The organism is Prosthecobacter sp. (assembly GCF_014879935.1).
Lineage (GTDB): Bacteria > Verrucomicrobiota > Verrucomicrobiia > Verrucomicrobiales > Verrucomicrobiaceae > Prosthecobacter.
Map to the genome: position 1 here is coordinate 1 of NZ_JACSRD010000277.1, position 11,474 is coordinate 11,474.

Here is an 11,474-nt window from a genome sequence, read left to right on the forward strand (position 1 = left end):
CGACAAGGAGGCGGTCGATGCCCTGCTCACCGATGCACGTGTTGCGGCGGTCAGTTTTGTCGGCTCGACACCGATTGCCGAGTACATCTATGCGACGGGAACGGCCAACGGCAAGCGGGTACAGGCGCTCGGCGGCGCCAAGAACCACATGGTGGTGATGCCCGATGCCGACCTCGATCAGGCCGTCGACGCGCTGGCTGGGGCCGCCTACGGCTCGGCTGGTGAGCGCTGCATGGCGATCTCGGTTGCCGTGGCCGTGGGCGACATCGCCGACCCGCTGGTCGAGCGCATGGCGGCACGTGCACGCACCCTCAGTATCGGCCCGGGGATATTGCCCGATGTCGACATGGGGCCGCTGGTGACGCGTGCGCACTGCGACAAGGTGAAGTCATATGTCGACTGCGGCGTCGAGGAAGGGGCAAGCCTTGTCGTCGATGGCCGCGATTTTTCGGTGCCCGGGCACGAAGGCGGTTTCTTCCTCGGTGCCTGCCTGTTCGATCACGTAACGCCGGCCATGCGCATCTATCGCGAGGAAATCTTCGGGCCGGTGCTGGTGGTCGTGCGCGTGCCGAGCCTGGAAGAGGCGATCCGGCTGATCGATGCGCATGAGTATGGCAACGGCGTGGCAATTTTTACCCGCAGCGGCCATGTCGCGCATGAATTCTCGCGCCACATCCAGGTTGGCATGGTGGGTGTTAACGTGCCGATTCCGGTGCCGATGGCGTTCCACAGTTTCGGCGGCTGGAAACGCTCGCTTTTTGGCGACCATGCGGTGCATGGCCCGGAGGGGGTGCGCTTCTATACCCGTCTGAAGACGGTGACCCAGCGCTGGCCGACCGGTAGCCTGACGGCTAACGCATTCGTCATGCCAACACACTGAACGGGTGAATGCCAATGAAGACGAAACAGGTTCTCGACCTGGAAGATGCGCGGCAACTGACGGCGATTGCGGAAACGGAAGCGCGCCGCAATGGCTGGAATGTCTCGATCGCGATCTGCGACGATGGCGGCAACCTGATGTTCCTGCAGCGCATGGACAATGCTCCACCGATGAGCGCGCAGATTGCGCCGGAGAAGGCGAGGGCCTGCGTGATGGCACGCAAGCCGAGCAAGATGCTGGAAGACATGGTCAACAACGGCCGTTTTGCAGCCCTCGATCTGCCAGTGATGATGATAGAAGGCGGCGAGATGGTGGTGGTTGATGGCGAGATCGTTGGCGCCATCGGTGTTTCCGGTGTCAAGGCGTCGCAGGATGCCATCGTCGCACGGGCGGCCGTTCTGGCGATTGGGGCTTCCGTCGAGCTATAGCCATCTGACGGGTGGAGGCGTCTCTCGCCCTGCCGTTCTTCGATGGCACCATGACCATTCCCGGCCACGACGAATGACAGGCCGTGACTGTACTTGACCCTTGCCTGCTGCTCACCCGATACTGATCCGATGTCACTCAGCTTCTGGTCTGCCCTTCACATACTCCTGCTGGCATGTGTTGCCCTGCGGCTTTTCTCGCGCCGGGCCGCGCAGGGCTCGACGGTTGCGTGGCTGCTGCTGGTGGTGCTGGTTCCGTTTTTCGGCGTGCTGATCTATCTGCTGATCGGCGAGCGCCGCCTGGGGCGCCTCTGGATGAAACGGGCGGCAGCGCTTCGCCCGCAGGTCTGGCAGTGGGCGCAAGGTATTCCTCCGGCTTGCGTGGCATCGGCAAGAACCCTGTCGGATGGCGGAGAGAGCGTCAGCCGGCTGGCCCGGGCGGCAGTCGGCATTCCGCTGATGAGCGGCCATCGCCTGCAGTTGATCGCCGACAGCCCGAGCATCATGCGCTCGATGATCGAAGACATTGATGCGGCCCGTGATTCGGTGCACATGGAGTTCTATATCTGGCAGGCCGGCGGTTTTGTCGATGCGCTGGTCGATGCCCTGATCCGGTCTGCCGGGCGCGGCGTCCGCTGCACGACACTGATGGATTCGCTGGGAAGCCGCCCGTTCTTCGGTAGTGATGCCTGCAGGCGCTTGCGCGAAGGCGGGGTTGCCGTCGTTGAAGTGCTGCCGGTCAACCCGCTGCGCATGTTCTTCGTTCGCTTCGATCTGCGCGACCATCGCAAGATCATGGTGGTGGACGGTGCGGCCGCGTTCACAGGCGGCATGAACATCCGGGAGGGGAACATGCTGTCGCGCAACCCCGCCCATCCGGTGCATGACCTGCACTTTGAAGTGCGTGGACCGGTGGTGGCGCAGATCCAGCGCGTGTTTGTGGAGGATTGGGAGTTCTGCACGGGTGAGACCCTGGAAGGCCCGCTGTGGTTCCCGGAGCTGCCTGCCTGCGGCAGTTGCAGTGCGATCGGCATTGTGGACGGTCCTGATGAGGACCTGGAGGTGATGCCGGCGGCGTTTTTTGCCGCGCTGAATGCCGCGCGCGAGGAAGTGCTGATCATGACGCCGTATTTCCTGCCCACCGCCACGCTGATGGCAGCCCTGCGTCTGTGCGCGATCCGGGGCGTGAAGGTGACGATCCTGACTCCGGCACAAAACAACATCCCCTTCGTCGCGTGGGCGGCGCAGACGCTGTATCCGGAGCTGCTGAGCGTGGGCTGCCGCATCTTCGAGTCGCCACCGCCTTTCGACCACGCGAAGTTCTTCCTGATCGACGGCGTATGGTCCTTCCTGGGCTCGACGAACTGGGACCCGCGCAGCCTGCGGCTGAATTTCGAGCTGAACCTGGCCTGCCATGATGCCGGGCTGGGCGGACGCCTGCGGAAGGAGATGGCGGAACGGCTGCTGCTGTGCCGTGAGGTGACGCGCGAATCGGTGGACGCCACGCCCGTGCTGCAGCGGCTCCGCAACGGCTTCGCACGCCTGTTCATCCCGGTGCTATGAATAAGAATGCAGCTTTTGGCTAAAACAGACGTATTTCCCATCGTTCAATTCCTGCCCATGACGACCACGGAACCCCCAGGCCACGCATCCCCGCAGATTCGCGGGAATAAGAACGACTGTTCCCGCGTCCCATGCGACCTGCCGGTGAAGATCGTGTTTCATCGTCATTCCTGAACCCTTTGCCCCGGCGGACGGGGCCGCTGCCGCGCACAGCCATCCGCGCACCCTAACTCAAACCATCCTGACACAATCATGAAGAAACTCATCGCCCTCGTCCTCGCGTTCGTCGCCTCCTCCGCGTTTGCCGCCGAGTTCCCGGACATCAGCATCGCCGACCTCAAGCAGGCCATCGCTGATAAAAAGGTCACCGTCATCGACGTGAACGGCGCCTCGTCCTACGCCAACGGCCACATCCCCGGCGCGGTCAACTTCGCCGATCAGAAGGACAGCCTGGCCAGCGTGCTGCCATCCGACAAGAACGCCCTCGTGGTGGCCTACTGCGGCGGCCCTGCCTGCAGCGCCTACAAAGCAGCTGCCAAGAAGGCTGCTGAACTGGGCTACACCAACGTGAAGCACCTCTCCGCCGGCATCTCCGGCTGGAAGGCCGCCAACGAGAAGCTGGAGAAGTAATCCCGGCCTCAGTTCACCCCGACCGGGTGTGCGGAATCCCCGCCACCCGGTTTTTGTTTGCCTTCATGCCGCCGGAGACCAGGCCTCCATCGCGAGACTGGCCGCACCGAGAGCTCCGGCATCATCACCGAGCGCGGAGGGCGTGACCTTGAAAGGCACCCCCTGCAACGCGGGCATGATCTGCCGCCCATGAGCGACGATGGCCTCGCAGAACCGGTCTCCCAACGCCGTGAGCGGTCCATGCAGGATGAAGATCTCCGCATCCAGGACCAGCCGCAGGAAACCGATGACGCGGCCGAAGTCGGAGCACACGGCATCCCACGTGGTGCCCTCCATGGTCGCATGTTCGGCCAGCGCCGCCCTCAGATCGTCCGGCAGCTTCGCGCCGGCAGGCACACCGGCCAGCCGCCGCCAAGTGGCCGTGGCGCTAAGCACATGATGCAGCTCCTGCTCGCCACCGGTGCTGCCCGCCAGCGGCCAGGGCCACAGGCCGACTTCACCGGCGGCGTGATGGGCTCCTTCAATCAACTGGCCACGCATCACCATGGCGATGCCGAATCCGCTGCGGGGACCGAGGATCACGTAGTCACTCACATCGTGTCCGAGTCCGAACCAGCGCTCCGCCAGGGCGATGGCGCGGAGATTGTTCTCCAGGATCACCGGAACCTTCAGCCGTGACTCGATCTGACCCACTAGAGGCACATCAACCCAGTCGGCGATGAACGCATAACGCAGCCCGATCCCGGCGGTTGAGTTCACCAGCCCCGGTGCTCCCAAGCCAACGGAAAGCAGCTGGCCATGCATCGCCTTCGCCAACGCAGTCACACTGGTGTGAATCGCCTCGATGACCGCGGGCACCGTCACATTCGCAGGCAACCAGATGGAGTGCGAGGCCGCAGCCCGACCTGAAAAATCCACCGCGACGGCCTGAAGGCGATGAGCGTTAAACTCGACACCGGCGAACCAGCCAGCCTCCGGGACCGTGGTCAGCAAGCGTCGCGGCCGGCCCATGGGCCCCTGGTTCAGTCCCGACTCATTCAGCCACCCATCAGCGATCAAGCGGTCCACGTAGAGGCCGATCGTGGAAGGCGAGATGCCTAATGACTTCGCCAAGGTGGTGCGTGACGTCGCAAGCCCGCTGCGCACCTTCAAAATGGCTGCGGCGAAGGTTTCTTGTTGGAAGACTGGGTTTTTCCGCATTCAAATAAAAAGTCCGTGGCACCGCTGTTCGTCCAGAAGGATCAATGCCCGCCGTGAAATTATTTTTCACGTGCTGAATGATCGCATTATCCAGCCAGCCGGACCTCCGCAAGATCGAACTGCCACGGATTTTCTCGCGCTACCACCCCCGGACCGGTTACAACCCCCGGTGCCGGTCATCGCCGCTCATTCCCTTCCTCTTCTCTCTGAATCATGAACACGCGCCCTCTATTCTGCCTCCTCCGCATCATCGCCTCCGCAATCATTCTCGGTCCGCTGCTGGCCACATCTGCGGAAACAGGCACGCTGAACGTGCTCTTCATCGGCAACAGCTTCACCGCCCGGCACAATCTCTCCCAAGTGGTCAAAGCCATGGCTGAGGAGGGCAATCCCGGCCTGAAGTTTGAGGTGACCACGGTCATCTACGGCGGCCGCACCTTGAAAGACCACTGGCGGCTCGGCACACCGAACTTTGTGAAGATCTCCACGCTCACCGCAGCGGAAGAGGAACAAACGCTCGCCTACCTCCGCGAGGCCGCCAAAGACCCGAAGGACCAATACGCGCCCCTCGCCCTGACGCGGCACGAGGAACTGGCGAAGTCACTCGGACAGCCACATCGGAAGTGGGACATCGTCGTGCTCCAGTCCTACCGCGACGACATGCCGGACGATCCACGTTACGTCGAGTTTGCTCCCAAGTTCGTCGAGTTGGTGAAGGCCCAGGGCGGCCGTGCGGTGCTCTATGAAACCTCTCCACAAACGCAGAATGAAAAACCGCTCGCCAGCGCCCCGGACATCGCCCCGGTGCTCGCCAAGGAGAAGATCATCCGCGACATGGCCGCCAAGATCGGCGCGGATGTGGTGCCGATGGCCCTCGTCGCACATCACTGCCAGACCACGCGTCCTGACTTCACGCTTCGGTTTGTCAATGACGCGCACTTGAACCAGACCATGGCTTACCTCACCGCCTGCACGATGTATGGCGTGCTGTTTGACCGCAGCCCGGCCGGGCTTTCGGTGAACAAGATCACCGACACCCGCTATCTGGATGCGCAGCACCGCGATCAGGATCGCGATGGCGGCCCGCTGACGCGGGTCTTCAGCGACAAGGACCGCGCCGACCTCCAACGCATCGCCTGGGAGGGCCTCCAGCAGTTTCGCGCCCTGAAATGACGGCTGTGTCAGCCGCGCACCAGCCCCATGAGCCAGCCACGCAAGGCACCACCACAAAGACCCACACAAAACGGCAGCGAGATCCGATTGAGTCGGGGTCCCTGCCCTGATCTGCGATCCCATTCCCTGCCTGACAGCGCGGTCATGCGCAGCCAAACCGTCAACGCATTTCAAACCATGAGCCAGCCCGCCAACGAACGCCCGACCAAGACCGTGACGCCGCACCTCGTATGCCGCGACGCGAATGCCGCCCTCGACTTTTATCGCCGTGCCTTCAATGCTGCGGAGCGTTTCCGCATGCCGGGACCGGATGGCAAAACAATCATGCACGCCTGCATCCAGATTGGCGACTCGCCCGTCTTTCTCGTCGATGAAAACCCGCAATGGGGCTCTTTTTCACCCGCCTCGCTCAACGGCACACCCGTCACCATTCACCTTCAGGTCGATAACGTGGATGAACTCTACGCCCAGGCCATCGCCGCCGGTGGCACCGTGAAGATGTCCCCCGCCGACATGTTCTGGGGAGATCGTTACGGGGTGCTCATCGACCCCTTCGGCCACCAGTGGTCCATCGCCACCCACAGGCAGGACTTCACCCCGGAGCAGATCGTGCAGAACATGAAAGCTGCCTTCGGAGACGGCACCTGCGCTGCCGCCTGACATTTTCCCTCATCAACTCCACCCAACGCGCATCATGAATCCGCCCGCTGACTACCCACCCGTCACTCCCTACCTCGCCGTCCACGACGCGGCAAAGGCCATCGAATTCTACAAGGCGGCATTTGATGCCGAGGAACGCATGCGTCTCGACGACCAAAAGACCGGCAAGATCGGCCACGCGGAGATCGCCATCCGCGGCCAGGTCATCATGCTCGCCGACGAGTATCCCGGCATGAACACCAGTCCGAAAACGCTCGGTGGCGCCAGCACCTGCTTCGCCCTCATGGTGCCCGACTGTGATGCCGCCTATCAACAAGCCGTCGCAGCAGGAGCCACCAGCGTCCGGCCGCCAAATGATGCGTTTTACGGCCACCGCACCGCCATGGTGACCGATCCGTTCGGCCATCCATGGTCATTCCAACAAGAACTCGAAAAGCAAAGCCCCGAGGAGACGCAACGCCGCTGGGATGAGATGGGAGGGAGCTGCGACTCATCGTCCGCAGCGTGAACCAGTTCCCCAAAGCCCCCGCCCGCCGGCTCATTCGTCATTCGTCATTCGTCATTCGTCATTCGTCTTCACATCATGAAATACGCCGCTCTTGCCGCTGGAATCCTGCTCGGCCTCCTCTTCGTCTCGTCCGCCGTCGTCGTCCTCTTCCATCTGGCCGCCGTTCCTGACATCCCGAAAGACTCAGCCGTCGGCCAGTTCATGGCCGCCACCGGCCCCACCGGCTTCATGACTTTCGTGAAGGTGTTTGAGCTGCTGGGCGGCCTGCTCGTCATGATTCCCCGCACACGGAACCTCGGCCTGCTGATCCTCGGCCCCATCATCGTGAACATCCTCGCCTTCCATCAGTTCATCGCCGGCGACGGCATCTTCCAGGCCACACTGATCGCCATCATCACCCTTCCCCTCTTTCTCCTCTGGGTCGAACGAGCCAGATGGAAAGCGCTCCTCTCCTAAAACCCCGCCCAGCCTCACGTCATTCGTCATTCGTCATTCGCCCCCATGCCCACCGTCGAGTTCACGGTCAATCTCGCGCATCAGACCCAGGCCCCCAAGTGCCGGGTGAACGGGAAAAACGTCCGCGAGTGCCTGCAAGCCGTGTTTGACCAGCATCCGGCCTTGCGGGGCTACGTGCTCGACGATCAACACGCGGTCCGGCAGCACGTCGTCGTCTTCATCGACGGCACCGCCATCCGCGACCGCCGCACGCAATCCGATGCCGTGAAGCAGGATTCGGAGCTTTTCGTCATGCAGGCCCTTTCGGGCGGCTGATCCCCCACATCGCCATGAGCACCAAACTCTATCTCGGCACCCGGAAAGGCCTCCTGGAAGCCGTTCGCGGCCCTCAGGGCTGGCAGATCAGCCGTCTGTCGTTTCTCGGCATCCAGGTGCCCATGCTGCTGCCAGACGCACGCAGCGGCACCCTCCACGCCGCCGTCGAACACGGCCATTTCGGCACCAAGATGCACGCTTCGCGCGATGGTGGAGCCACCTGGGAAGGACGTGCCTGCCCGACCTACCCGCCGAAACCGGAGGACTACGCTGAAATCATCAATCCAATGAGCCAGGAGCCGGTGCCCTGGACGCTGAAGAAAATCTGGGCGCTGGAGACCGGCGGGAACGATGGCGAGCTGTGGTGCGGCACCATTCCCGGCGGCTTGTTTCACTCCACGGATCACGGTGCCTCCTGGCAGATCGTTCGAAGCCTGTGGGATCATCCTGCCCGCGCCAAGTGGTTCGGCGGCGGTGCGGAATGGCCCGGCATCCACAGCATCCTCGTGGATCCACGTGACCGCCGTCGTCTTCTTCTCGCCGTAAGTTGTGCCGGCCTCTGGGAAACCTGCGACAACGGCGAAAGCTGGCAGAACATCGGCCAGGGCATCCGTGCCGAGTTCATGCCACCAGACCAGGCCCATGATCCCGGCATTCAAGACCCGCACCGCATCGCCCGGGCGGCATCCCAGCCCGACACCCTCTGGATGCAGCATCACAATGGCATCTTTGTCAGTCACGACAGCGGCCGCAATTGGAGCGAGATCACCAACGTCACTCCTTCCGCCTTCGGCTTCGCTGTCGCCGTCCACCCGCAGGATCCCCAGACCGCCTGGTTCATCCCTGGCATCAAAGACGAATTCCGCATCCCCTGCGATGCCGCGCTGTGCGTCACACGCACGCGGGATGGTGGCCGCACCTGGGAGCAACTTCGCAACGGACTCCCCCAGCAGCACGCCTACCACCTCGTTTATCGTCATGGGCTCGACGTCAGCGCGGATGGACGCACGCTGGCCTTCGGCAGCACCACCGGCAGCGTCTGGATCAGCGAAGACGGCGGCGACTCGTGGCAGCGGCTCAGCGCCGACCTGCCGCCGGTCTATTGCGTGCGGTTCGGGTGAGTGGCGGTGTCACGCATCGTTTCAAGGCCAGGGCAGCCGGGGTAATCCATGCGCCACACGCGCCTCGTTGCACTTTTCATCGCCGATCTCGACGCTGCGGCATGGAGTGGGCCGCTGATCGTAAATCCCGCACGCGACCTCGTGGCCCACGTCACCCTCCAGATTCACACAGCGCACCGGATGCTCCCCGGTTCCCCGGAAACACACCTGCCAGGGGCTGATCTGGAGCACCATCGCCGGATCGATCCCGCGCTGCTCCGCCTCCTGCCAGTAAAACGAGACCCGGAAATGGCTGCAACAGGCGCCGCAGCCCAGACATGTGGCAGGATCGGCAGGCATGGCGGTCAACTGATGAGCAACAGCCGCTTTTGTCCCGGCACAGGATCAGGCGCGCGATGAACGCACGGCGGCACCGGCGCACCCGGCCAAAGCGTGGCCACGCGCCATAGATTCCCAACACCGAAAGCAAACGGCACGGCTCCCGGCAGCGGCAGGTAATGGAGGTCGAAGTAATGATCGTTCAGCCACGCCTCAAAGTCGGCGTCATCTTCACCGCCGCAAGCTTTCAGCAGCCTCGCCCGAGTCCCTGGCACATCGACATGACGGATCGCATCCTCGTTGCGCAATCCTTCGGAAGAGGCACCCCGGTAGGTGCACAGGATCGTGTCAGCTTCGCAGGTGGCGCTGTCCGCATGGAACGAGCAAACATCGGTGCGCAACAACTCCGGCTCCTCAGGCTGCCGGTAGCCATTGATGCAATCAAGCGTCGGCTGCAGCCCGTGCTCCACCAGCCGCGCAAAGTCGTCCAGCATCGCCCTCACCGCCTGCATGCCTCCCACACCCAGCGGCAGCGACCGCAATTGCTCCGCCGTCAGGTGCGTGATCCCCGGCTCGACGTCGAGATGCCGGACCACCTCCTCAAAATCGCCTGTCAGCGTTCTCGGCCAGCAAAAGGCGTTCACACCGTCAGCAAACCGTGCCTCCATCAACGCCTCAAAACTGCCGACTAGGCGAATGCGAGGATGATCCTGGAGAAAGCGGGACGTGAACACGAGATCTCCCATGCCAGTGCTCCAAAACCGCCGCCACATCAAAATCCACCTTCGACGGAAGCGCCCTTTCATCTCCCCCGCTCCGAATCAGTCCGCCACCAGCCGCTCACAGCCCATCATGCCGTCTTTTTCGACCACCAGCGTCGCATGCAGCGGCCCGTCCATGTTTTGGCCGACATTGATGACGGCTGTGCGGCCGATTTGATCCTGCCAGACACCGTTTCGAATGCTGGTGCCGTGATCGTGGCCGCAGACGACCATGCGCGGCTGATGTTCTTCAATCGCATCGCGCCACCACGGATGTCCTTCCACCACCGAACCGGCCACGGAGAGCCGCGTGCCCGTAGGAGGCTCGTGCATCACCCAAAGCTGCCGCGCCGCGTCGCCGTGGTCTTTGAGCAAAGCCGGCAGCCAGTAGCCGTAATGTTCGCCGCCGAGCGGTTCTCCTTCGGAAAAGGCCTCCTCCTGCCCCATCGCGCAGGGGAAGCCGATCACGCCGACACTGCCGACTTCGGCGAAGGAACCATTCAGCCGCAGCAGAGCCGTTTGATGCAGCGAACGCCACGCATCGCGAAACTCGAACCAGTTCTCGTCCTCGTGATTGCCGCGCACAAAGAGGATCGGCGCGGAGACGGCGTGCAGTTCCACCGCGCACTGTGTCGGGGGTCAGTTGCTTCGTGCGACCATACGGCAACAGGCCCGTGCCATGCAGAAAGTCCCCGCCGAGGATCAGCGCATCCGGTTTGACCTCGTCACAGAGCTTCATCAGTGCTTCATAAAGCACCGCACGCTGATGTAGATCGGTGGCGATGAGAATTCGTGAGGGCATGAGACTAACGATCCCTCAATTGGCGTCTGATCCAGCGAGGGCTTCGACGACAGTCGAGCACGGCCACGATACGCACTTCATTGTTTTCGACTTGGTAGTAGAGGGCGACCGGGAAGCGCTCAACCAGACAGAAATGGAAACCGTGACGCCGAACATGAATGCCTCCCGTGGTTTCCAAACTTCTCGCCGTGCGGGCAAATTCCTGCACGAAATACAATCCCACACCGGCCTCCTGTTGGTCGTAGAAATCGGACACAGCATCAACATCGCTGTAGGCCGCCGCTTCGATGACGACCCTCATGTGTATTTGGTCTCCAGAGACTTAACGGCATCCTGCAGCGGAATCCAAGTCGCCTCGCCGCGCGCGATGCGTTCCTCTCGCTCCTGCAAAACGTTCGAATGCCAGGCAGGAGGCTCGATCTCGTCTGAATGCTCTTCAGCAACCTCGTTCCAAAGGAACTGAAACGCCTCCCACTTCTGCTCGGAGGTCAATTGGGACAGCATCTCGTTGATGGGGGGCTGAATGGTCGCGGGCATGAGCAAGATTAAGAGTTTTAGGCCCTGGTGGCAAACAAAGACTGAATGGGCTTAAACCCAATGCCGTTAAGCAATCCTGGTGACTTCATACTCTGTGGCTGAAGATGTGGAGGTGGGTGAGATCA

The 11,474-nt window shown here is 62.4% G+C and carries 16 protein-coding genes; 10 read left to right on the top strand and 6 right to left on the bottom strand.

Going from position 1 to position 11,474, the window contains the following annotated elements:
- From IAE77_RS30000 to IAE77_RS30015, 4 genes are all read left to right on the top strand, one after another.
- The coding region (locus IAE77_RS30000) for an aldehyde dehydrogenase family protein (RefSeq protein ID WP_294235214.1) at window positions 1–880 on the top strand (880 nt) is incomplete at its 5' end.
- 14 nt (window positions 881–894) lie between these two features.
- Window positions 895–1,308: a heme-binding protein gene (locus tag IAE77_RS30005; protein WP_294235216.1), complete on the top strand. Its 414-nt coding sequence runs from the start codon at window positions 895–897 to the stop codon at window positions 1,306–1,308.
- Between the two features lie 129 nt (window positions 1,309–1,437).
- The gene (cls, locus tag IAE77_RS30010; protein WP_294235218.1) at window positions 1,438–2,868 is read left to right on the top strand and encodes a cardiolipin synthase; all 1,431 of its coding nucleotides are present in this window, start codon (window positions 1,438–1,440) and stop codon (window positions 2,866–2,868) included.
- A 252-nt stretch (window positions 2,869–3,120) separates the two neighbouring features.
- On the top strand, window positions 3,121–3,498 hold the full coding sequence (locus IAE77_RS30015; RefSeq protein WP_294235220.1) for a rhodanese-like domain-containing protein: 378 nt from the start codon (window positions 3,121–3,123) through the stop codon (window positions 3,496–3,498).
- Window positions 3,499–3,561: 63 nt separating this feature from the next.
- On the opposite strand, the gene IAE77_RS30020 is transcribed toward IAE77_RS30015, so the two are convergent.
- Entirely contained in the window at window positions 3,562–4,611 is a 1,050-nt protein-coding gene (locus IAE77_RS30020; protein ID WP_294235222.1) for an ROK family protein, read from the bottom strand.
- Window positions 4,612–4,911: 300 nt separating this feature from the next.
- On the opposite strand from IAE77_RS30020, the gene IAE77_RS30025 reads away from it, so the two are divergent.
- The 6 genes from IAE77_RS30025 to IAE77_RS30050 all read left to right on the top strand — a co-directional run bounded on the left by IAE77_RS30025 (window position 4,912) and on the right by IAE77_RS30050 (window position 8,931).
- Window positions 4,912–5,871 carry a hypothetical protein gene (locus tag IAE77_RS30025; protein WP_294235224.1) on the top strand — a complete coding sequence of 320 codons (960 nt, stop codon included), beginning with the start codon at window positions 4,912–4,914 and terminating at the stop codon, window positions 5,869–5,871.
- Between the two features lie 177 nt (window positions 5,872–6,048).
- On the top strand, window positions 6,049–6,531 hold the full coding sequence (locus tag IAE77_RS30030) for a VOC family protein (RefSeq protein WP_294235226.1): 483 nt from the start codon (window positions 6,049–6,051) through the stop codon (window positions 6,529–6,531).
- Window positions 6,532–6,565: 34 nt separating this feature from the next.
- Entirely contained in the window at window positions 6,566–7,039 is a 474-nt protein-coding gene (locus IAE77_RS30035; protein WP_294235228.1) for a VOC family protein, read from the top strand.
- A gap of 75 nt (window positions 7,040–7,114) precedes the next feature.
- Window positions 7,115–7,495: a hypothetical protein gene (locus tag IAE77_RS30040; RefSeq protein WP_294235230.1), complete on the top strand. Its 381-nt coding sequence runs from the start codon at window positions 7,115–7,117 to the stop codon at window positions 7,493–7,495.
- Window positions 7,496–7,540: 45 nt separating this feature from the next.
- Window positions 7,541–7,810, top strand: coding sequence for a MoaD/ThiS family protein (locus tag IAE77_RS30045; RefSeq protein WP_294235232.1), 270 nt, complete (start codon window positions 7,541–7,543; stop codon window positions 7,808–7,810).
- Between the two features lie 14 nt (window positions 7,811–7,824).
- On the top strand, window positions 7,825–8,931 hold the full coding sequence (locus IAE77_RS30050; protein WP_294235233.1) for a sialidase family protein: 1,107 nt from the start codon (window positions 7,825–7,827) through the stop codon (window positions 8,929–8,931).
- A gap of 21 nt (window positions 8,932–8,952) precedes the next feature.
- On the opposite strand, the gene IAE77_RS30055 is transcribed toward IAE77_RS30050, so the two are convergent.
- From IAE77_RS30055 to IAE77_RS30075, 5 genes are all read right to left on the bottom strand, one after another.
- Window positions 8,953–9,270, bottom strand: coding sequence for a YkgJ family cysteine cluster protein (locus IAE77_RS30055; protein ID WP_294235235.1), 318 nt, complete (start codon window positions 9,268–9,270; stop codon window positions 8,953–8,955).
- A gap of 5 nt (window positions 9,271–9,275) precedes the next feature.
- On the bottom strand, window positions 9,276–9,995 hold the full coding sequence (locus IAE77_RS30060) for a hypothetical protein (protein WP_294235237.1): 720 nt from the start codon (window positions 9,993–9,995) through the stop codon (window positions 9,276–9,278).
- A 75-nt stretch (window positions 9,996–10,070) separates the two neighbouring features.
- Window positions 10,071–10,631, bottom strand: coding sequence for a metallophosphoesterase (locus IAE77_RS30065; RefSeq protein ID WP_294235239.1), 561 nt, complete (start codon window positions 10,629–10,631; stop codon window positions 10,071–10,073).
- A gap of 185 nt (window positions 10,632–10,816) precedes the next feature.
- Window positions 10,817–11,113: a hypothetical protein gene (locus IAE77_RS30070; RefSeq protein ID WP_294235241.1), complete on the bottom strand. Its 297-nt coding sequence runs from the start codon at window positions 11,111–11,113 to the stop codon at window positions 10,817–10,819.
- Window positions 11,110–11,349 (bottom strand): addiction module protein, encoded by a 240-nt coding sequence (locus tag IAE77_RS30075; RefSeq protein ID WP_294235243.1) that lies wholly within the window; start codon window positions 11,347–11,349, stop codon window positions 11,110–11,112. The genes IAE77_RS30070 and IAE77_RS30075 overlap by 4 nt, the downstream gene beginning before the upstream one ends.
- Between the last annotated feature and the right edge of the window lie 125 nt (window positions 11,350–11,474).